This window comes from Nitrosospira sp. NRS527 (genome assembly GCF_018406445.1).
Taxonomy (GTDB): domain Bacteria; phylum Pseudomonadota; class Gammaproteobacteria; order Burkholderiales; family Nitrosomonadaceae; genus Nitrosospira; species Nitrosospira briensis.
On record NZ_AP024515.1, the window covers coordinates 2,713,541 to 2,735,086 of the forward strand.

18 protein-coding genes are annotated in these 21,546 nt (G+C 48.7%); 17 read left to right on the forward strand and 1 reads right to left on the reverse strand.

Features of this window, described 5'->3' with window-relative positions:
- The first annotated feature begins 201 nt into the window (after positions 1 to 201).
- The 13 genes from KJS40_RS12130 to KJS40_RS12190 all read left to right on the forward strand — a co-directional run bounded on the left by KJS40_RS12130 (position 202) and on the right by KJS40_RS12190 (position 18,969).
- On the forward strand, positions 202 to 1,023 hold the full coding sequence (locus tag KJS40_RS12130; RefSeq protein ID WP_213538070.1) for an ABC transporter permease: 822 nt from the start codon (positions 202 to 204) through the stop codon (positions 1,021 to 1,023).
- A gap of 13 nt (positions 1,024 to 1,036) precedes the next feature.
- A complete protein-coding gene (locus KJS40_RS12135) occupies positions 1,037 to 2,509 on the forward strand; it encodes an ABC transporter ATP-binding protein (RefSeq protein ID WP_244859591.1) in 1,473 nt (490 codons plus the stop codon).
- Positions 2,510 to 2,798: 289 nt separating this feature from the next.
- Positions 2,799 to 6,059: a glycosyltransferase gene (locus tag KJS40_RS12140; RefSeq protein WP_213538075.1), complete on the forward strand. Its 3,261-nt coding sequence runs from the start codon at positions 2,799 to 2,801 to the stop codon at positions 6,057 to 6,059.
- Positions 6,060 to 6,237: 178 nt separating this feature from the next.
- A complete protein-coding gene (locus tag KJS40_RS12145) occupies positions 6,238 to 6,789 on the forward strand; it encodes a hypothetical protein (protein WP_213538077.1) in 552 nt (183 codons plus the stop codon).
- An 84-nt stretch (positions 6,790 to 6,873) separates the two neighbouring features.
- Complete coding sequence (locus KJS40_RS12150; RefSeq protein ID WP_244859592.1) at positions 6,874 to 7,773, forward strand: glycosyltransferase family A protein; 900 nt, start codon at positions 6,874 to 6,876, stop codon at positions 7,771 to 7,773.
- A gap of 439 nt (positions 7,774 to 8,212) precedes the next feature.
- Positions 8,213 to 9,595: an ABC transporter ATP-binding protein gene (locus KJS40_RS12155; RefSeq protein ID WP_244859593.1), complete on the forward strand. Its 1,383-nt coding sequence runs from the start codon at positions 8,213 to 8,215 to the stop codon at positions 9,593 to 9,595.
- A gap of 83 nt (positions 9,596 to 9,678) precedes the next feature.
- Positions 9,679 to 11,724: a DUF4915 domain-containing protein gene (locus tag KJS40_RS12160; RefSeq protein ID WP_213538083.1), complete on the forward strand. Its 2,046-nt coding sequence runs from the start codon at positions 9,679 to 9,681 to the stop codon at positions 11,722 to 11,724.
- A gap of 36 nt (positions 11,725 to 11,760) precedes the next feature.
- Positions 11,761 to 12,915, forward strand: a complete 1,155-nt coding sequence (locus tag KJS40_RS12165) for an acyltransferase (protein ID WP_213538085.1) — start codon at positions 11,761 to 11,763, stop codon at positions 12,913 to 12,915.
- Positions 12,875 to 13,726, forward strand: a complete 852-nt coding sequence (locus KJS40_RS12170; protein ID WP_213538087.1) for a class I SAM-dependent methyltransferase — start codon at positions 12,875 to 12,877, stop codon at positions 13,724 to 13,726. Before KJS40_RS12165 ends, KJS40_RS12170 begins: the two co-directional genes overlap by 41 nt.
- Positions 13,723 to 15,048, forward strand: coding sequence for a glycoside hydrolase family 99-like domain-containing protein (locus tag KJS40_RS12175; RefSeq protein ID WP_213538089.1), 1,326 nt, complete (start codon positions 13,723 to 13,725; stop codon positions 15,046 to 15,048). The genes KJS40_RS12170 and KJS40_RS12175 overlap by 4 nt, the downstream gene beginning before the upstream one ends.
- Before the next feature lie 194 nt (positions 15,049 to 15,242).
- A complete protein-coding gene (wecB, locus tag KJS40_RS12180; RefSeq protein ID WP_213538091.1) occupies positions 15,243 to 16,352 on the forward strand; it encodes a UDP-N-acetylglucosamine 2-epimerase (non-hydrolyzing) in 1,110 nt (369 codons plus the stop codon).
- A complete protein-coding gene (locus KJS40_RS12185) occupies positions 16,343 to 17,449 on the forward strand; it encodes a glycosyl transferase (RefSeq protein ID WP_213538093.1) in 1,107 nt (368 codons plus the stop codon). The genes wecB and KJS40_RS12185 overlap by 10 nt, the downstream gene beginning before the upstream one ends.
- A gap of 260 nt (positions 17,450 to 17,709) precedes the next feature.
- Positions 17,710 to 18,969: a metallophosphoesterase family protein gene (locus KJS40_RS12190; RefSeq protein ID WP_213538095.1), complete on the forward strand. Its 1,260-nt coding sequence runs from the start codon at positions 17,710 to 17,712 to the stop codon at positions 18,967 to 18,969.
- 136 nt (positions 18,970 to 19,105) lie between these two features.
- Here KJS40_RS12190 and KJS40_RS12195 read toward each other — a convergent pair whose 3' ends face one another.
- The gene (locus tag KJS40_RS12195) at positions 19,106 to 19,435 is read right to left on the reverse strand and encodes a hypothetical protein (protein ID WP_213538097.1); all 330 of its coding nucleotides are present in this window, start codon (positions 19,433 to 19,435) and stop codon (positions 19,106 to 19,108) included.
- Between KJS40_RS12195 and KJS40_RS12200 the strand changes: the two genes are divergently transcribed.
- From KJS40_RS12200 to KJS40_RS12215, 4 genes are all read left to right on the forward strand, one after another.
- Entirely contained in the window at positions 19,426 to 20,286 is an 861-nt protein-coding gene (locus KJS40_RS12200) for a sulfite exporter TauE/SafE family protein (protein ID WP_213538099.1), read from the forward strand. The genes KJS40_RS12195 and KJS40_RS12200 overlap by 10 nt on opposite strands.
- A complete protein-coding gene (locus tag KJS40_RS12205) occupies positions 20,283 to 20,600 on the forward strand; it encodes a DUF1634 domain-containing protein (RefSeq protein WP_213538101.1) in 318 nt (105 codons plus the stop codon). The genes KJS40_RS12200 and KJS40_RS12205 overlap by 4 nt, the downstream gene beginning before the upstream one ends.
- 229 nt (positions 20,601 to 20,829) lie before the next feature.
- Positions 20,830 to 21,108, forward strand: coding sequence for a type II toxin-antitoxin system Phd/YefM family antitoxin (locus tag KJS40_RS12210; RefSeq protein WP_213538102.1), 279 nt, complete (start codon positions 20,830 to 20,832; stop codon positions 21,106 to 21,108).
- The gene (locus KJS40_RS12215; protein ID WP_213538104.1) at positions 21,105 to 21,512 is read left to right on the forward strand and encodes a type II toxin-antitoxin system VapC family toxin; all 408 of its coding nucleotides are present in this window, start codon (positions 21,105 to 21,107) and stop codon (positions 21,510 to 21,512) included. Before KJS40_RS12210 ends, KJS40_RS12215 begins: the two co-directional genes overlap by 4 nt.
- Positions 21,513 to 21,546: the final 34 nt, after the last annotated feature.

A 21,546-nucleotide genomic window follows, 5' to 3' on the forward strand; every position in this document is an offset into this window, starting at 1 on the left:
GCCGCTGACGGCGATTCAGCCGTGCTGTCATATGGAAACTGAAACGGAAACTAAAGCGCCCCCGTTTCGCGATTCTGCAAAACGTCCTGATGCAGCGCCTGAAGACGTGCACCGCAACTTCTCAACTAATCAATACCCGCCACCTATATCATTCACGTTGTGGCCACAGCCGTACACGCAATACCTTTACCATCCCACCGCATGCAAAACTTCTCCATCCTTCCACGCGAAATGGCCGCAAGCCTTTGGCGTAACCGCGACCTGATCATCGCATTGGTCAAACGCGAGGTCATTGGACGTTATCGAGGCTCGGTCATGGGCATTGCATGGTCGTTCTTCAACCCCTTGCTCATGCTGGCGATTTATACATTTGTGTTTTCCGTCGTATTCAAGGCACGGTGGGGTGTAGGCGGAGAAGAAAGCAAAACGGATTTCGCGATTATTCTTTTTGTCGGCATGATCGTGCATGGACTTTTCGCTGAATGCATCAACCGTGCGCCTGCACTGATATTATCCAACGTCAACTATGTGAAGAAAGTGATTTTTCCGCTGGAAATACTGCCGTGGGTCGCATTTGGCTCGGCGCTATTCCACACGATCATCAGCGTTGGCGTGTTGCTGATCGCTCAGCTAATCTTCAGCCATCAGATGCCATGGACAGCGGTTCTCTTCCCCTTTGTCCTGCTGCCGCTGATTCTCATTGCAATGGGTTTTGCCTGGTTTCTGGCGGCGTTTGGCGTATTTGTGCGCGACATCGGGCAAGTCACCGGAATGTTCACAACTGTGTTGCTGTTTCTTTCGCCAGTGTTCTATCCTTTAAGCATCTTGCCGGTCGAATATCAGGGCTGGCTACAGCTCAATCCGCTCGCATTCATCATTGAGGAAGGGCGCAAGGTGCTGGTCTTCGGGCAGTTGCCGGATATCGGACACTGGGCCATTCTGATGGGAGCAGGATCAATAATCGCCTGGGGCGGGTTTGCCTGGTTCCAGAAAACCCGCAAGGGATTTGCGGATGTTCTCTAAAACTGAAAAGATCGTGAAACGTTCCGCCCCCATTATTCCGTCTAAATCAGAAATGGAAGAGCCAAAGCAACAGGAGAAACGGGGTAGTCCTGATATTGAAAACACGGTAACAAATTCCAATAATATCGCCATCCCCAGCGATATCACTATTCGTGTTCAGAATCTTTCCAAGTGCTACCAGATATATGACGTGCCGCGCGATCGTCTTAAACAATTCGTTGCCCCGCGTCTGCAACGTCTGACGGGGCGACAGCCCAGGCAATATTTTCGGGAGTTCTGGGCGCTCAAGAATGTTTCATTTGAAGTCAAGAGAGGCGAGACGATCGGCTTGATCGGGCGCAATGGTTCAGGCAAATCGACTCTGCTGCAAATCATTTGCGGCACGCTGGCGCCAACGGATGGCGTTGTAGAAACCAAAGGGCGCATTGCTGCTTTGCTCGAACTGGGCTCCGGCTTCAATCCAGACTTTACCGGGCTCGAAAATATCTATATGAATGGCGCTGTGCTTGGATTAAATAGCGAGGAAATCGACGCTCGCCTCGATGCCATCGTGTCATTTGCCGATATCGGACAGTTTATCGATCAGCCGGTCAAAACGTATTCGAGCGGCATGTCGGTACGTCTGGCTTTTGCCGTACAGGCGCAGATAGACCCCGATATTCTTATTGTTGACGAAGCGCTGTCTGTAGGAGACGCAAAGTTCCAGGCCAAATGCTTCGCGCGCCTGAAACAGCTCAAAGAAAATGGCACAAGCATTCTACTTGTAACCCACTCAAGCGAGCAAATCGTGGCCCATTGCTCCTCCGCAATCTTGCTAAATAATGGCATGCAGTTTGAAGCAGGGGAACCGAAACGAGTGGTAAATCGTTACATGGATTTGCTGTTTGGTAAGGAAAAAAGCGATATTGGCGCTGAACCCATTGAGTCAGCAGATGAGCTCGCTCCCGTTACAAAAGCTGAAGCTTTGTATCAGCTAAGCCAGGCTTGTGACGCCTTTGCAACGCGTGGGGGATATAATGTCCACGAATACCGCTGGGGTGATGGCACAGTTTCTATTCTGGATTTTTACCTGGCTGCGGACGAAGAACCCTATCCTTCGGCAATCACCGTCGGGCAGGCTATCACACTTGCGATATCCGTGAAATTTCACCGAGATCTGCTACGTCCCATATTAGGCATCAACATAAAAACGAAGGATGGCGTAACAGTATCCGGCATCAATTCAGAGATGGGCGATGGCGATTTTACCGATTTTCAGGTACTTTGGAAAAAAGGGGCTGTAATGCACGCCACATCCCACTTCAAATGTGGGCTTGCTCCAGGGGATTATTTTATTTCGATAGGCATTGCTACGCGAGAAGGTGAGGAGATCATCCCGCATGATCGACGCTATGATTCGATACATTTTGTTGTCAGGCCGCATAATCATTTCCATGGGCTTGCTGACCTTGAGCTTAACCTGTCGCTTCGTAAAATAACAGCATGAAGTGCGGTTTTGGAAACGCAGACATGAATTACGTTCTTCCCGGATTTTCGACGCAAGAATGTGGCACTTAAGCTCACGCACCCCAAACTCTAATCGCGCTTTCTTCCCATTGCTCGGCATACGGAACCAATAGCTATGGGAAAAATCCCGCCCCCGACGGGACTGTATAAAACATTGTTCTCGCACCTTATATAAGAAGTTCGGAAACGTTTTACGTGCTCTTCAACGTCGTAAAAGCACTCATGTTTGAAGCCGAAAACATTTTTAATTTCCTATCCAGCGATCACTGATGAAAAGCGAAATTTTAACGTCGGTCTATATAGCTGATACAAAGAGAGGTATTTGGTCAAGACCCGAATATATGGGCATTGCTTATAGCGATGGGGACGAGGTTGAAGACCGTATCGCTGAAATTATCGATCAAACAACTGATATTACGGTTCTTTCTGCGGAGCTACGGCAGCATTGCATTGACTGGCCTTCCCTGTATCACCTATCCGGTACTCGCGCCAATATCTTGCGTCCATTTGACGCTGCGCTCAGGGGAGACATTCTAGAAATCGGTTCTGGCTGTGGCGCAATTACACGTTATCTTGGCGAGTCTGGCGCAAATGTTCTAGCCCTTGAGGGCAGCCCACGCCGTGCGGCTATCACGCGCTCCCGGACACGTGACCTTGAAAACGTAACGGTGCTGGCCGAAAAACTTGACCAGTTTCAAAGTAACTGTCGATTTGACGTAATTACCCTCATCGGAGTCCTCGAGTACGCGAACCTCTTTATGGCGAGCGAAAATGCAGCATTTGCCATGCTCCAGCACGTTCGGACTCTGCTCAAACCCCAGGGCCAGTTAATTATCGCCATTGAAAACCAGTTAGGGTTGAAATACTTCGCCGGTGCGCCAGAAGATCACCTTGGCCAACCCATGTATGGCATTGAGGGTCGCTACGCCGCGAATCAACCGCAAACTTTTGGTCGAGCAGTACTTGCTGGCTTACTGGAAAAAGCAGGCTTCGCCGTAGCCAAATTCCTGGCTCCGTTTCCGGATTACAAGCTGCCCATCTCGATTTTGACTACAGAAGGTCTTTCCAGCCAACGCTTTGATGGCGCTGCGTTAGCATGGCAGAGCGTAAGGCGCGACCCCCAGCTCCCGTCGAGCACAAATTTTTCGCTGGAGCTGACCTGGCCCGAAATATTCAAGAATGGATTGGCTTTGGATATGGCTAATTCTTTCTTGATTGTGGCGTCAGTATTGCAGCAACAAATTGTTAAATCTGGCATCCTGGGATATCACTATAGTACTGATAGAGCCCCACCGTATTGTAAAGAAACGGTATTTGAGCAAACTGATCGAAATATGATAACGGTGAACTATCATAACCTGGTCAATCGCGAGCAAGATAATAGGACAAACCAAATCATCAGCTTTACAGGGGTGGAAAAAGCACCTTATGCAGAAGGCGAACCCCTATGGTTCGAGTTTGTAAAAATAGTCACCTGTGATGGATGGTCCTTTGAAGAAGTTGGCCTCTTCATTCAACGCTATGTAAATTTGCTCGCAGTCATTGCCAATCAGAAGGGATATTCAATTGGCAAATTGCAGTTAGCAGATAAGTTGCCCGGTGATTTTTTTGACATGACGCCTCAGAATATTATCGTCAACCATACCGGGCAACCACACGCAATAGATCCTGAATGGGCCCTTGCAGATGATGTCGAAGTTGGCTTGCTCCTTTTTCGTTCATTGCTCTGGGGAACCGGATCTGCTTGCTTTGGCAAGCATTCCACGGGTGACCTACTCTCGCGGCGAACATTTATCAAATTGGCGCTGGCTGCAGCAGGCTACTCGCTGACTGGTGACGATTTCATGCGCTTTACCGAGCTCGAGTCTATTATTCAGCAACAAGTGACGGGGCGTTCATCGCGGGAATTCTTAAACAGGTGGTTAGAGCAGCCGTTGCTGACCTCCGTAACCAGACGCGATGAACAACTCGCCAGCCTTAGCCACATCATAGCCAAGCGCGACGAGCAAATTGCCAAGCTGCAGCATGAGATTGTCGAGATACATGAGTCCACTTCATGGCGGCTGACCAGCCCAATTCGTGAGATCAAATCAGCGCTAATGCCTTTAAGCAAAAATTTAACACTTTTAAGATCAGCGAGATTCACCCGCTCCCTCTGGTTCAATAAGCTGTTGCGTCAAACATATAAGGATCTGCCATTGCCCTGGCATATTAAACAACGGCTCAAGGAAATTTATCTGCGCCGGCCTGGCGCCTGGAAAGTAAATCACAAAGACGTCTTCCAGCTTGACAAGAGTCGGGATGCGCTCCCTCTGGTGGCGGCGAGCGCAAAACAATTTGATCCGACCGACCCCTGGGTATTAGTGATCGATTTACGAATACCCACACCCGATCAGGATTCCGGTTCTGTACGCATGTATGCAATTCTCCGTTTGCTGGTTGAGATGGGGTTTCGTATTACTTTTGTCTCCGATTCCGAGGAACACTTGCCCCACTATAGGGAGGCTCTGGAAAAACAAGGCATCGGCATTCTTTACGGATCTGGCGCAGCTCATAAGCACTTGGCGGCTGTGGGGGGCAAGTATCACTTCGTATTGTTATCACGGCCGGAGACAGCTTTTCGGTACTTGCCTCATGTCCGAGCATACGCGTTATATTCCCAAGTTATATATGACACTGTTGACCTTCACTGGGTACGATTCGAGCGGGAGATGCTGATTTCAGGAGATCGTGCCTTGGTTGATGCCATCGCAAGCTTTCGGCACATCGAACTCTTCAATTGTACTTGTGCGGATCTAGTGCTTGCGATTACTGATGATGAAAAAGATCACTTACTCGCTGAACAACCCGACGCCAAAGTTACCGTGCTGCCCAACATCCATGAGATTTTTTTTCCCAAAACGCCTTTCGCGCAACGCAGGGGCATACTCTTCATTGGCGGCTTCTGGCATAAACCCAATGAAGACGCCGTGATATTTTTCGTCAGGAATATTTTTCCGCGGATCAGGGAAAGAATTCCCGACGTAGTCTTTTATATCATCGGAAGCAATATGCCCTCATCGGTGGAATCACTACGCTCGGCCAATGTTGCGCCTCTCGGGTTTGTGCCGGATGCCGCTCCCTACTTTGAATCTTGCCGCATATTTGTAGCGCCATTGCGTTTTGGCGCAGGGATGAAAGGCAAAGTTGGCCACAGCATATCGTATGGACTGCCCATCGTTGCCACGCGGATTGGAGCAGAGGGCATGGGTCTTCGGCATGAAAAGCATCTTTTAATTGCGGATGATCCTGACGATTTTGCCGACCTGGTGGTTCGACTTTATAATGACGAAACGCTGTGGTACCGACTCTCTACCGCAGCACTTACGCACTTGGATACAAATTATTCACTTGCAGCGGCACGGAAGCGGATGATCGAAATCTTTCCCAAAACGAGAAATGCATCGAACCGGGATGAGTGTCGTGATGACAGCACCATTATCCCGGGCTGCTCAACAAGCTCCACAGCGACCCAAGCACCATATGTGTAGCGGCTCACAGAGAGGGTCGGCACACCGAGTGTTGGTAGTCGGGATATATCTTGCGGATAAAGAGAATCTTGCGTCCCAGATTACTCGGGAACTTGCTTTAAGCAAGAATTGGGACCTAGAGCAACGATGGTCCTCGCTAGGCAAGAATCAGCCAGATTCAGATTTGGCACCATTCACAGTGCAAATTACCAATACGTTTGCGCCGAAATTTTTACTGTTGAATCAGCTGCTTGGGAAAATTGATTTATACGACTTTGAGTACATTATCGTGAGCGATGATGACATCCAGTTACCGGATGGTTTTGTTGATCGCTACCTCGCCATGGTCTCCCGCCATGACCTCGCCGTGGCCCAACCCGCACGGACGCATGATAGCTATATAGATCATTGGTTCGTTGAACAGCTGGATGGGATCGATGCTCGAAGGACGCGTTTCGTTGAAATCGGGCCCCTGTTTTCGCTACATCGGAGCACATTTGATCATTTTTTGCCATTTGACGAAACCAGCCCGATGGGTTGGGGTAATGATTTTGTATGGCCGGTCCTGGCAGAAGAACACGGCCTTAGAATGGGTATAGTCGATGCTGTACCAGTGGCTCATGACTTTCGTAAACCTGTAGCGTATTACGACCACGAGGCTAGCGCGAAACACATGAGCAAGTACCTTGCCGAACGACCGCATCTGTCAAAAAAAGACGCCTTTTTTATATTGGAGTCTTATGTCGGATAAGCCGCCGGCCGCCGGCCCTGCTTTGATCGATCAATGCTGAGCGTAGTGATTTGCACCTACAACCGGGCTGCGTTACTGGATAAGGTGCTGGATAGCCTCTGCAAGCAGACGCTGCCTGCGCATGATTTCGAAGTCGTAATAATAAATGATGGATCTGTCGACAGTACTGAAGTGGTAGCGGCTTTTTATGCTGCAAAGCTCCCTCTTCGCTATGTTTATCAACGCAACGCCGGGTTAGCCAGCGCAAAAAATCACGGTCTATTTGCCTGTAGGGGTGATGTGGTGCTTTTTCTGGACGATGATGATATTGCAACGGAAACCTTGCTGGAAGAACATGTTAAGACACACACTGAATTTCCTGCTGAGCACTTTGCGGTACTTGGATATACCGCGCTTAGCCCGGAAATCAACGAAGACCCACTCATGCATTTCGTTACGGAGATCGGCTGTTTCTTATTCTCTTATCCATCGCTAAAGCATGGTGATGCTTTGGATTACACTTATTTCTGGGGCGGACGTTCTTCTTGCAAACGCTCCCTGTTACTAGAGTTCGGCGTATTCAACCCGGTTTTCCGATTCGGCGCTGAGGATATTGAATTGGGTTACCGGCTTTCCAGACTGGGATTGCAGGTTATTTACAACAAGAACGCCGTATCCTACACAATAAGGAAAATTGATTTCGATGCTTTCTGTCATCGCCTTGAGCGCCAGGGGGCTTCAAGTTATGTCTGTAGTCAACTCCATCCTGCACCTGAAATTCAACAGTGGGCTGGAACGGTTGACTCGGAGCAAAGCTGGGCGATGATCGGTGGCCACTTTGAAGCCATCATTAGATCAGCCCGCCATCTTGACTCAATAGCCAATCTGAAGCTCGCAACCGGCTTGGATTTGGATGAAGAAACACGCAGTCTGCTCTACCGCGCGTACTGGGCAGCATTCAAGGCTTGCAAGGTAAAGGGAATCATGGAAAAGAGAAAGTGTTGATGAGCCGACAGAACATCAATCACCTATCGTCGGATAAAAAAAGCTGCTCCAGTCTGGGCTGTTTGTTATTAGTCCAGACATACATCTAACGATTTTAATGGTTATCAAGGGAACATTCTGGCGCGGACTAATCATATGTCCTGCCAAATTATGACAGTTAACCATGATAGAGTTTTGGACCTGGTACCGATCGATAACAGCCGTGGCAGCCCGACCATTTTATCGATTTCTCCTATGAACGCGCTGAAATTCTGCCACCTGCCTGGCTGGGTATGTAACTGCCTGTAAAGCCAACTCGGCATTAATAGACAGGTATATTTCAGTGTAAGGCGTTGTCATCACGACATTATTGATGCCCCCGGTTGCCCGACCGGATATATATGATGCACCTCGGCAGGGGCGTAAGAACAGATGGAACCCATAAAACAACAACTTAATGATGAATTCCAGCGATATCGCCATCCGCATCCAAAACCTTTCTAAGTGCTATCAGATTTACGGTTCGCCTCACGACCGTCTTAAGCAATTTGTTGCACCACGCATGCAATGTTTATTAGGAAAACCCATCAAACAGTATTTTCGGGAATTCTGGGCGCTCAAGGATATTTCGTTTGAAATCAATAAAGGTGAAACGGTAGGTATCGTTGGATGCAACGGTTCAGGCAAGTCAACGCTTTTACAAATCATCTGCGGCACCCTGGCACCTACTGGCGGAACTGTAGAAACCAGAGGCCGCATTGCTGCGTTACTGGAACTCGGCTCCGGCTTTAATCCGGAATTCACCGGACGCGAAAACGTATACATGAATGCAGCCGTGCTCGGCTTGAGCAAGAAGCAAGTCGATGACCGGTTTGATGACATTGCCGCTTTTGCTGACATTGGGCAGTTTATCGAACAGCCGGTCAAGACTTATTCAAGCGGAATGTATATACGGCTGGCATTTGCAGTTGCCGTCAACCTCGACCCGGAAATTCTGATTGTTGACGAAGCGTTGGCGGTAGGCGATGAGCTTTTTCAGCGTAAATGCTATTCCAAAATTGAAGCCATAAAAAATAAAGGTGCCACTGTCTTATTCGTGTCTCACTCGGGAGCCACGATTGTTGAACTATGTAATCGTGCCGTGCTGATAGATGGCGGGGAGAAACTCGCTATAGGAACGCCAAAACAAATTGTTGGGCTGTATCATAAGATGCTATTTGCGCCGCACGATAAGCGATCGGTCATTCGTGACCACATACGCGGCACGCCGACAATTGATTTGCTATCGATCACATCAAAAAGTGACATGCACTCGGATGTTTCAGACGTTGCAAAACGAGCAAATGCCGATCTTCAAGAAAACTATGATCCGTACCTGAAGCCTAAAAGTACAGTAGAGTATGAATCGCGCGGCGCTTATATTGAGTCGCCTCAAATTCTGACACTTACCGGTAAACGTGTTAATAATTTGGTTTGCGGTCGAATTTATCGATACGTCTATACGGTGCGTTTTGAATGCAACGCCAATAATGTTCGTTTTGGAATGCTGATTAAAACAATCTCGGGAGTGGAATTGGGCGGTGCGATATCTGCCGGAAATTTATCCAATAGCATTCAAATTGTATTGGATGGTTCACGTATCCAGGTGGAGTTCCAATTCAAGTGCATATTAAACAACGGCATATACTTTCTAAATGCGGGGGTTAGCGCGTTGCATAATGGCTCTGAGGTTCATCTGCACAGGTTGCTCGATATCGAGATGTTCAGAGTTCTGCCAAATGATGAAACAATGGCGATAGGGAATGTAGATTTTGAATGCTCACCCAATATAATATTTATCTAAAAAAAATTTAGCATCAATTATCGAGTCTAGGGCACGGAAAATAATTGTGGTTTTTGTATTTGAATTCTTCTCAGGACAAAAAATTGAATGATTGTGCTATCGAAGATAACTTACTTGTTTCTTGTCCGGGCTTGGGTGGAATGGTGTATCTGGAGGGAAGCAGTGACGCAATAATTATAAATACGAAGCCGTCGACTGGAATTTGTTTTGGAAAATCAGAGCTTGTTTGGGTAAACCAAGACAACGGAGGCCGTTATTTGACAGAGGCAAAAAATGGCTTGGCTCGGCAAATTGAAATATCCCCACGCCCACTGGATATTCACGATGTCTTGTTAAAAGATGACAAGATTTATCTGGCGTCAACGTACGACAACGAAGTTGTATGCCTTAATAGCAACTATCAGCGTATAAACGCATGGAATTTACCGGGAGAAAACGACTCCGCACACTTAAACAGCATTGCAATTTATCAGGGCCAGCTGATCGCATCCTTATTTGGACGTTTTAAAAAACATAGAGAGTATAAGAACGGCACATTAGGGCTTGGGGCGATTATTGATGTCCATACCGGTGAAACATTGATTGGCGGCTTATCGCAACCCCACTCATTGACTGTAAAAGGTGATCTTCTATATTTTTGTAGCTCGGAAGAAAAGAAACTCCATGTATACGATGGAAAAAATATAATTAATACTATTCTACTGCCTGGATACTCAAGAGGAGTTGCCGTCGGCAAGAATTACATTTATGTCGGTATAAGTTTATCAAGAAATGTTGAGCCCGTAGAACATGAACTTGCGAGCGGCGCGGTATCGGTTATCGATAAAATCTCTTTACAATGTATCGGTTTAAAGTCTCTACCTTTTAGAGAAATCTACGACATTAGAATAGTTCCCCGTTTTGCCGATCTGTTGAGCCTTGTTGCGGCCAATGCCAGCGAAATTGAAAAATTCAACCAAACCATTGCAGAGCGTGATAAACAGATTATTCAACTCAACCAGGTCATTTTCGATGGCAATAAGGAAACCACTAAGTGCATTCAAGAGGTCGCCGAGCGCAACAAGCAAATTGTTGAGCTGAATGAGAAAGTAACAGCACTTCTGTCGTCCACCAGTTGGAAAGTAACAAAACCAATACGCGCTGCAAAGAACATCATCAATTCCCTTAGGTTAAATGATGCACCGATAGCCGCTGAACGAAATGCTGATCAGTCTAAGTCAGGACCTTCCACAATACCACAAAGGCTTGTCCACACACCGCCCGTGCACGACAACAATTTATTGAATCAAGAAGTATCGAGAACTAAAGAATCGTTTATTAAAAAATCCGAAATTCAAATTCCAATTGCGGAAAGGAACCCACCCATGCTTATTTGGAAGGATGACTTACACCTGCAAATCAATGAAGTGAACTTCCATCTTGCTTGGGACACCGCTGAATTGCATGGTGGAAGCTCAACAGCAGACGATTTTCTTCTTGGAAAACCTCGGCATATGGTAGAAAAATCAGTTGAAATTGGGCGCCAGCAAAAGATCAGCAAGATTTTCGAAATGGGAATATTCAAAGGCGGTAGCGTGGCTTTGTATGACCAAATTTTCCAGCCGATCAAGATCGCAGCGATCGACTACATGCCCGTGCCCGTGCCTGCGCTGAGTAACTATATAGCCCGCCATAGCAAGCTCGACGTTATCAAGCCATACTATGGCGTAAGTCAGGCAGATCGCCCAACCATGGAAAGAATATTGTCGTTCGAGTTTCCCGAGAGGGACATTGATCTTATTATTGATGATGCTTCGCATTTATATGAAGAAACCCGCGACGCTTTCAATATCAGCTTCCCATACTTAACCCCAGACGGTCTTTATATCATTGAGGATTGGGCTTGGGCACACTGGGCCAATGATCCCTGGCAAAGTAAAAATTCTTATTTTTATGGTAAAACCGCCCTGAGCAATCTGCTTATTGAGCTATTCATGTTATCCGCTAGCAGACCGGATTTCATTACCGAAATAGTTGTAAATCATAATTCTGTCACTGTAAAAAAAGGTTATGGGGAATTGCCAACAGATAATTTTAATATTGCCGATCATTATTTATTAAGAGGGAGGCACTTTGGTGCCTGGCTGTGAGGCTATTCTATTTAATGAGAAAAATAGAAAATAGCCATGAAGGAGTTCGACTCGGCGATTATTCAAAAAAAACGGTTACTACCAGGTATTCATGGACTCAGGGGGATAGCTGCACTAGGAATAGTACTTTTCCACTTGCAGCACTTAACCGGAATTAAGCCGCCGGCTTCTTTCCAATTTATTGGGAGAGATTTTGGATACGGTGTCCATCTTTTCTTTATTCTGAGTGCATTTTCATTAATGCACTCTACTGAATACAAGACTACCGACAAAGATTGGATAATAAATTATTTCATTAAGCGATTTTTCAGGATAGTCCCACTATTCTATTTTATAGCCGCCTTCGAAATTGGTCGCCAAGCTTTTTCGGGCGGAATCGTTACAGATTTGACAAGCATTTTTCTTAATTTGACTTTCACTTTTGGATTCGTTTCTTTCTCTGGGTTCGTCTGGGGAGGGTGGTCTATTGGCGTTGAAATGATTTTTTATGCGATATTTCCGGTACTTCTTTTAACTCTTCGAAATCATAAATCTGCTCTGATATTTTTGTTCTTCGCTATCGTTGTTAGTGGCTTAATTCGCTCGGCACTCCACACCCAGCATGTAAACGCCACTTCCCCGACGCAGTGGGACTGGAGTTATTTTGCGTTCGGCCCAAATTTATGTTTCTTTGCCATGGGGATATATGCTTACCGAGTCAGCCATTTGCTAGAAAAAGAGGCCGGTTTTACGAGATTCATTATTTCGCTGATAGCAGTAGCCTCCATCAGTGCGCTGATATTTTTTGGTATGGGGAAGTATCTTTATAACGACGCAAGATGGGATATCGTGGCTTGGGGGCTAAGTTTAACTGCATTATGTATATGGCAGAGCCTGAGGCCGAGTTTTGCAATTGCTAATAAACCATTTGAATACTGTGGCGAGCAAAGTTTTAGCATCTACCTTATTCACCCCATCACTATTACATTCTTGAAAGACTATCTAATACGAAGTTACGAGGCTCTTTTACCGCATCTTGGAGCGTACGCATTTTTTGTTTGTGCGGCTTTGATAATTGCTGCAACTCTTATAGTTGCTAGATTTACTTACAAATTCATTGAAGTACCAGGGATTCGTCTTGGCCAGCAATTAATAGCACGGAGGGCACAGTATGAATGTGGGAAAACAACACGTTTACGAATATACGGTTGATCTTGCTGGACAAACTGCACCTGTGCATGTGATGCATCTGGTCGGGGTTTCTAAACGAGTACTGGAAATTGGCTGCGGACCCGGTTCAGTCACTAAAATTCTTGCGCAACAGGGAAAATGTCGGGTAACGGGTATAGAACTGGACTCCGATGCAATAAAAAGGGCAGCTCCCTATTGTGAGAAGATCATGCAAGCCGATTTGAACTCGGAAGAATGGCCGCATGTGCTTGATAGTTTAGAACCATTTGATGTTGTGGTGGCAGCCGATGTACTTGAACATTTATATGACCCCTGGACCACCCTGAAACGCATGGCTTCTTACATCGGTTCGAACGGCTATCTCGTAATTTCGCTGCCTCACGTGGGCCATGCAGCCGTGGTGTCATGCCTGATAAATAGCGATTTCGAATACCGGGATTGGGGTTTGCTCGACCGTACGCATATTCGTTTCTTTGGCTTCAAGAACATTGAGGCATTATTCGCTCAGGCCGCACTTAAAATCGTTGATGTAAGATATGTCATTAAACCGCCGGAAGAAACTGAATTTGCTGCAAGCTGGTCTATGTTGCCGCCAACGGTACAGGATGCAATAAAGACCAGTGCTTATGCCGATGTGTACCAGGTAGTGGTCAAAGCTGTGCCCCTCAGCTATCCCGGTAACGTTGTGTCGCTAGTCCCACCTGAACAACAATTCGCGCAAACCGTTATAACAAGCCCAGCATCATGGAGAAAACGAATAGCGCAACACTTGAGCCCCTGGCAAAAACAGCACATCCGAAGCAGCCTCAAGTTATTCGGAATAAACCTATGACGATACGTCATCAGTCATCGGGAGACGATAACGAAATTTCGAAATTTCGCGATCAGCCCGATCAACCTGCTCCCAGATTAATAGCCTTTTATCTTACCCAGTTTCATCCAACACCCGAGAATGACCGCTGGTGGGGCAAAGGATTCACCGAATGGACTAACGTCACAAAAGCCGAACCTCTTTTCGCAGGCCACCACCAACCACATCTTCCAACTGACTTTGGTTTCTATGACTTGCGTGTGCGTGAAACGAGGCATGATCAGATCAAGGTGGCAAAACAGTATGGTATAGACGGGTTTTGCTATCACTACTACTGGTTTTCGGGAAAACGAATATTGAATTTGCCGCTGGACGACATGCTTTCCGACCCGGGAAGCGATATGCCGTTTTGTCTATGCTGGGCTAACGAAAACTGGACGCGGCGTTGGGATGGGGCTGAGCAGGAGATTTTGATAGCCCAGGAATATCTGCCGGATGATGATCTTAATTTCATCAAATCTCTGATACCGTTCTTTCAGGACAAGCGCTATATTCGTGTAGATGGGAAGCCGTATTTTTGCGTATATAGACCCCAAGGCCTTCCGGATGTTAGTAAAAGTATTGTGGTCTGGCGAGATTACTGCCGCTCGATTGGTCTGGGCGAAATACATATAGGCGCCGCGCTGACACACGGGAATGAGGAATACGCCGGGTTTGGATTTGACAGCGGCGTAGAGTTTCCTCCGCACAATCCCCGGACGGCCAATATAAATAACCAGGTAAAATTTTTTAACGCTTTTCGTGGCAATCTCATGCAATATGAAACAATTGCCCGGTCATATCTCAACAGAATTTACAGCGCCCCGCGTGTTTTTAAAACTGTATTTCCATCATGGGATAATACGGCGCGCATTAAAGAGCGTGCGTTCGTTGTTCTGAATGGCACCCCTGAAAATTATGAATGCTGGCTCGCATCCACTATTGATCTGGTAAAACAATCGAATAGAAATGACGAAAACGAACTCGTGTTCATCAATGCGTGGAATGAATGGGCTGAGGGGTGTCATCTTGAGCCTGACCGCTTATATGGTCACGCGTTTCTCCAGGCCACTCAGAATGCAAAGATAGGTTTACGAAGGTTTGCCATGTTCCCGGACACCGGTTTATCTGAGATCCGTAACATAGGCGGAAGGAGATTCTGGCAGGACATCTCATGTGTTGTTATCCATCATGCCGAGTTAAAGATTGAGAGCTTAAGACTCGTCGTGAATCAAATACCATGGTTGCGTCTCATATTGCTTCCTATAGTCAGGGCGGTACGGATCTTTCTGGCGCCAAGGTAAATTTCCCGGATATGCATGAAGGGTCAAGAAAGTGCCGCAGGAGCAGGGGACGATTACTTGGTCTCGCTCAACAGTGAGACGGCGCGTTATCTTGGGCGAGGGCGGATAATTTTAAGGTCTGTTAAAGAGAAAAGTCTGCGCTTTTATCCACCCTGTTATCAATTCGGCGCTCTCTTACCCTCGAAAAATAGAAAATGACCTACAAAATTCTTTGCGCTGTAGGTACACGCCCCGAGGTTATAAAAATGGCCCCGGTCGTTCTTGCGCTAAAAAAATATCCCAATATCGAATGCCGAATCCTGGCAACCGCTCAGCATCGAAATCTCCTGGATCAGGTCTTGCACATTTTTGATATCAAGCCCGACATCGACCTTGATATCATGCGTACCAATCAGGTGCTGACAACTCTTACTGCACGCCTGTTGCTCAATCTCGACGATGTGCTTCTAGCCGAAAAACCTGACGCTGTGCTTGCTCAAGGCGACACAACCACGGTGATGACCGTCGCTCTTGCCTGTTTTTATCACAAGATCCCGTTTGGGCACGTTGAAGCTGGCTTGCGTACCGGTGATATGGCGAATCCATTTCCTGAAGAGATGAACCGCGTGGTGACGGGAAGATTGGCGAAGTGGCATTTTGCACCTACGGAAAGTGCCAGGCAGAATCTGCTAAAAGAAAGTATCGCAGACAAAGACATATTCGTAACCGGCAACACGGTGATCGATGCGCTGTTGAGCGTGGCTGAACGTGATGCTTCCCTTCCCTTCGTACTCAATCCCGCTCGCCGCCTGATTCTGGTGACGGCACACCGCCGGGAAAATTTTGGCGAACCTTTCAGGGAAATTTGCCGCGCTATTCTGGCACTGGTGGAGCGCAATGAGGACGTGCAGGTGTTGTACCCGGTGCATCCAAACCCAAATGTATATAATATGGCTTCTGAAGTTTTAGGTGATCATCCAAGGATTACGCTTTGCGAACCACTGGACTATCTGTCGTTCGTTGCAGCCATGAAACATGCCTATCTGATTCTGAGCGATTCAGGAGGGATACAGGAAGAAGCGCCTGCTTTGGGTAAGCCCGTGTTGGTCCTACGCCGCGAGACCGAACGACCCGAAGCTGTCCAGGAGGGCGTGGTGCGGTTGGTGGGCCCGGATTTCGAAGAAATCACGGCTGTAACGCAACATTTGCTGGATGACGAGATGGCTTATAAAAAAATGGCTCGCGGCGTCTCGCCTTATGGGGATGGCAAGGCAGCCGGCCGTATCGCAGCGGTATTGCGTGACTATTTCGCGACATGCGGCTGATTTATCTTTCCCCCGTTCCGTGGAGTAGTTTTTCCCAGCGACCGCACGAACTCGTCCGATATTTTCATTCGCTCGCTGGAAGCGAGGTTTTGTGGATCGATCCCTACCCGGGCCGATTCCCGGCCTTGTCCGATGTGCTGGTTCGACGGCCCAAATGTGGCGATACGGCGCGGGGTATTCCCGCCTGGCTGACAGTCGTAAAACCAAAAGCATTACCGATAGAGCCGCTGCCGTTTTCAGAAGTGGTTAATTGTCTGTTCTGGGGAGATGTTGAATTGGCGGTTGACCGGTTCGCGGACAGCTCGACCGTACTCGGTATCGGCAAGCCCACGGCGCTGGCGTTGCGATTGCTCTCAAAGAGAGCCTTCATCTCGTCTTTCTATGATGCGATGGATGATTATCCGGCTTTCTATAAAGGCTGGTCACGTCATGCAATGGCAAAGCGGGAGCGGAAGATGGCAGGCCGGGTATCCAGGGTGCTGACATCATCATCCGCATTGCGGGATCGACTGGCGTACCTGGCGCGGGATGTCCGCCTCGTTCTGAACGCTTGTGCAGCGGAAAGAATGCCTGAAGTGCCGGCAGTGCGACCGCTGAATGAGGAGCAGCCATTGGTAATTGGCTACCTTGGCACCATTGGGCACTGGTTCGACTGGGAGCTTGTCGTCGCCCTGGCGAACTCGCATCCCGAGACTATATTGCGGCTCATCGGCCCCATGTATGTGCGATCCCCAATACCGCTGCCGGATAATGTGCGTCCGGAACCGGCGCTTCCCCATCCAGAGGCGCTGCGGGCAATGCGTCAGTTCGATGTTGGCTTGATTCCGTTCAAAAAAGACACGCTCACCGCTTCTGTCGATCCGATCAAATTCTACGAATACCGGGCCTTGGGGCTACCCGTGTTGAGCTCCGCTTTTGGAGAAATGACCTCCAGAGGTGAGGATCAAGGCGTATACCTTATCGACCGCGACTCAAATATGACTGATATCGTCAACCAGGCGTTGGCCCATCGCACGAGCCCGGATAATACCGCACGGTTCAGAAAGGAAAATTCATGGGAGAGCCGGTTTAATCAAGCAGGTGTTTTTGTCTTGTGACACGGCTGAGCCGTTCTGGCTTCTCCTCAAGCTCGTTAGACCGAGTGGCAGTCATCGACGCTGAGCGCTTAAACCTGGCAGAAGGTTATCGGGTATTCTGGCGCTACGTTCGTCAGTTTCAAAAGTCAAGTAAATACTACTTCTAAGTGCAGCTATAAATGGGCGGCGTACCGATTAGTCTTAAAAAGCGAGGGGCCTACGGTGTCGTCTTGCATTAGTTCAGAGGTGTTGTGGTGATAAGTGGAGCTAAAATAGCGATAGTGGCAGTTGCGGCATTAACTGCTTTGGGTATCCCGACATCAACTGCCTTGGGTAACCCTGCTATTCGATCTCGCTCAAACGAGGCGACTGCACGTGTCGTCTTCATTTCCGATACTCATGCCGTAGATGATGCCAAGGACAGGGACCTTCAGTGGAACATTAATTCTTTTGGGCGCATAAAGCAGGTCTTTGGGCATGAGGACGTTCGGCCAACGCATCTGCTTTGGCTGGGCGACGTGATTGATTTCTTGCCTTCCGAATGGGATATAGCGAAATCATGGGTAAATTGGATTATTCGCAATCATGCGTCCGTGAAACAGTACGCATTGATGGGTAATCATGATTATATATATTACAACTACCCGGAGATCCAAGGGAAATTTTTTGCCTTCATGCCTGAAGTCGAGAGTTTTCTTAGAACCTCCGCGAAGGAGGGGGATACCAGACTGTTTGTTAAAGACGCTAAGCAATTCGTAGAGGGGCAACAAATTCTTCTTATAGAGACGCCCGATCGAGACACTTCAAATAGGTCGCACATAGGGGTTGTAAAGGATGTGGATGCCAGACGAAACTTCATCCAGCTAGTAGAACCACTAGCAGCCTCATTTGCTAAATCTTCCACCGCCGTACGTCAGGGCTTCACGGAGGCACGCGGCATAGCCAGTTTCTTATCGACGTTTGCGGGCACCGAAACACGAAGCACAAATAACATTTTCTTCGTTGGCAATACATGCTTTCTGCTTTTGTCGATGAATAATTTCTTCAGTTTCGATCCACGAACTCTAAAGACGCGCGGGATCTCCGAAGATGACTTCCATTGGTTCGAAGAGCAGCTGGCTAAGCATCACCGGACTTATAACATCATCGTTGCAACCCATGAGATGCCCAATAGTGGAAAGTCTTTGGGCAACTTGCATGATCCCAACGACACTATAGATTTTGACGAAAGTACGAGGAAACGACTAACTGAGCTCATCTTCAAGTACCAAATTTCAGCCTGGATTTCGGGGCACACTCACCCGAATGCGCGCACGGATGTTGTACATTCAACGCAAGCTACTACTCATTTCCTGCTTGTACCATCACTGGGAATGAATCCAGAAGGTCAGGTGTTGACGATAGAGCTGCATGAAGGGGCAAAATCATTGGACTTTAAGTACTGGTCTACAGATAAGCAGGCGTTTTTTCGGCAAGTGACCGTCCCCCTTAGGCATCAGATAACTTTAACTCAACCGGCGTTTTCCCCTGCTGAATTGTAACGTTGGGATCGATCTGGCTTGTTTCGCGTCGTGGTAGACCCGGGGTCGGCGCTGGAAATGGCGGAAATTATTCGAAACGCTGCTTACCGAGCAATCAGATCCGGGAACGACAAGTGTTGCAGATCTCGCAGACCTGCTATCGGTATCGCGCGAGGCTGCCAGATGACAATACCGGATTTCGGATTGGTTGTTGCGGCTGACCTACGTAAACCGCACCTGGAGATTCTGGCTGTTTTCCCAATGTCAACTCGAAGCTACCATGGCAGACGAACACGTCGCGCAGACCCTGGGGGTCGAGGTCGAAAGCCCGATTTCCCTCATCTAACGCATCTCTCGCGGCGAGGGGCAACGGCCGGTTGATTACGAAAAGCTTTATTACCGCGGCAAACTGATCAGGTTTGGTACTCGGTTGTCCCGGCGTCCGCGCACGCGGACGTAACCAGGAAAGTCGCTCCAATGGAAACATCAACTATTCTTTGGCTATTCGTGGCCGCCTTCGGCGCGAGCGCGCTTGGCGGCGTGCTCGGCATGGCAAGCGGCATCTTCATCGTGCCGATTCTCACGCTGCTGTTTGGTGTAGACATTCACGTGGCGATCGGTGCAAGCATCGTATCGGTCATCGCCTGTTCATGCGGTAGCGCAGCGCCGTTCTTGAAAGGTCGGCTAACCAATATCCGGCTCGCTATCGTTCTGGAGACGGCCACCACGCTCGGAGCGCTCACAGGCGTGTTCCTGATCGGCATCGTCTCGACCTCCTTCCTGTATGGCTTGTTCGCCTTCATTTTGGCTGTCTCTGCAAAGCAGATGCTTGCGCGACGCCGTGAAGTGATCGATGCAAGCGCGCCCAATGCCGGAAGCTGGGCCACGGTACTGCGCCTGCATTCGAGCTTTCCTGACCATGTGCCAGGTCGGTACGTGTCTTATCAGGTCGGCCGCGTGCCGCTCGGCCTATCCCTGATGTACGGCGCGGGCCTGATCTCGGCGCTGCTCGGCATCGGCTCTGGCGTGCTCAAGATCCCGGCGATGGACACCGCCTTGCGACTGCCTATCAAGGTTTCGTCCGCCACATCCAATTTCATGATCGGCGTGACGGCTGCCGCGAGCGCCGGAGCCTACTTCGTGCGAGGAGACATTGACATCGGCATTGCTGGCCCCGTCGCACTGGGATCGGTGGTCGGAGCACTCGTCGGAGCGCGCCTCCTGATGGAGCTTCCCGCTGACAAGCTGCGCATCTTCTTTGTCATTGTCCTTGTGCTGCTCGCTGTCCAAATGCTCCTGAGCGCCTTGGGCGTGCATATTCCTGGAGGTCCGGCATGAAGCCCATGACCGACAATTACGAGCGTCACGAACAAATCATCGCGGCGCTGCTCTGGTACGGCACGTGGCTCGCCTCGGCCGTCATTGCTGCCGGGATGGCCTTGGGCGCTCTACCGCAGCTCGAGGATTCGCTCAGCTTCGGCCTCAGCGGCTACGACATCGTGAGAGCCGGTGTGGCACTGTTCATTCTTTTGCCGGTTGCGCGTGTGGCGCTGATGTTGGCTATCTTCCTGCTCGAGCGTGACTACGCCTACACGATGATTTCGGCGCTTGTCCTGGCGATCATTGGCACCGGAATTCTGATCGGTCTTTGAAGGCATCCAGGTAAGGAAAATCGCGATCAAGTAAGGTCTGCTTCGCCCGCAGCTCCGAAGGGTGAGGACAGGGTCCTTAGCGCAGCACTAGCACCCCACGCTTTGGGACAGGGATGCGGGCAAGTTTTACCCTGATCATCTTATTTGTTTTGCTTGACAGGGCTTGTTTAACTGCTTCATAATCAGGTCAGATAATCTGACCAATTTAAGGAAACCGAAGGAAATAAGAATGCGTTCAAGTCTATGGCGGCTTCAGGAAGCCAAAACCCAATTCAGCCAAGTGGTGGATGCGGCTTTGCGTGGCGAACCCCAGCACATTACTCGCAACGGCAAACAGGCGGTAGTGGTTCTGTCCGAGCAGGCATTTGAGTCTCTGCAGCGGAGTGCGCGGGCTGCGGCCCCCGGATTTATCGCTCACTTGCTGGCCATGCCAAGGGATAAAGATGTGAGGGATGAGATGGACGTTGAGCGTGCTTCTCTAGCGCTGCGTGATGTAGATTTTTCATGATTCTGCTGGATACGGTTGTTCTTTCGGAGCTGCGAAAGCGCCAGCTTTCGCCAGAGGTGGTGCGCTGGATCGCCGGCTTTCAGGATAGCGATTTGTTTCTCAGCGTAGTCAGTATCGGCGAAATCGAACGCGGCATTGAGAAGAAGCGAAAAAACGACCCTAATTTTGCCGCGTCACTCACGCGATGGATTGAAGATTTATTGCGTCTTTACGGTGATCGGGTACTACCTGTCACACCTGCTATAGCTCGCTGCTGGGGTATGCTCTCTGCCCGAATAGGAAACGATAGCGCCGATTTACTGATTGCAGCCACAGCGTTAACCCATGGATTGCAGGTCGCTACAAGGAATACCCGGCACTTTACGCCTACTGGCGTTGGCGTGATCAATCCATTCGACGCCTGAGCAAACAGCTTTGCCTTATTTGTTGGCAGCGTGA

Excerpts from the sequence above, each read along its gene's own strand:
- KJS40_RS12130 (WP_213538070.1), top strand. The coding sequence starts at position 202 with ATGCAAAACTTCTCCATCCTTCCACGCGAAATGGCCGCAAGCCTTTGG.
- KJS40_RS12140 (WP_213538075.1), top strand. The coding sequence starts at position 2,799 with ATGAAAAGCGAAATTTTAACGTCGGTCTATATAGCTGATACAAAGAGA.
- KJS40_RS12155 (WP_244859593.1), top strand. The coding sequence starts at position 8,213 with ATGAATTCCAGCGATATCGCCATCCGCATCCAAAACCTTTCTAAGTGC.
- KJS40_RS12165 (WP_213538085.1), top strand. The coding sequence starts at position 11,761 with ATGAAGGAGTTCGACTCGGCGATTATTCAAAAAAAACGGTTACTACCA.
- KJS40_RS12170 (WP_213538087.1), top strand. The coding sequence starts at position 12,875 with ATGAATGTGGGAAAACAACACGTTTACGAATATACGGTTGATCTTGCT.
- KJS40_RS12175 (WP_213538089.1), top strand. The coding sequence starts at position 13,723 with ATGACGATACGTCATCAGTCATCGGGAGACGATAACGAAATTTCGAAA.
- wecB (WP_213538091.1), top strand. The coding sequence starts at position 15,243 with ATGACCTACAAAATTCTTTGCGCTGTAGGTACACGCCCCGAGGTTATA.
- KJS40_RS12185 (WP_213538093.1), top strand. The coding sequence starts at position 16,343 with ATGCGGCTGATTTATCTTTCCCCCGTTCCGTGGAGTAGTTTTTCCCAG.
- KJS40_RS12200 (WP_213538099.1), top strand. The coding sequence starts at position 19,426 with ATGGAAACATCAACTATTCTTTGGCTATTCGTGGCCGCCTTCGGCGCG.
- KJS40_RS12195 (WP_213538097.1), bottom strand. The coding sequence starts at position 19,435 with ATGTTTCCATTGGAGCGACTTTCCTGGTTACGTCCGCGTGCGCGGACG.
- KJS40_RS12205 (WP_213538101.1), top strand. The coding sequence starts at position 20,283 with ATGAAGCCCATGACCGACAATTACGAGCGTCACGAACAAATCATCGCG.
- KJS40_RS12210 (WP_213538102.1), top strand. The coding sequence starts at position 20,830 with ATGCGTTCAAGTCTATGGCGGCTTCAGGAAGCCAAAACCCAATTCAGC.
- KJS40_RS12215 (WP_213538104.1), top strand. The coding sequence starts at position 21,105 with ATGATTCTGCTGGATACGGTTGTTCTTTCGGAGCTGCGAAAGCGCCAG.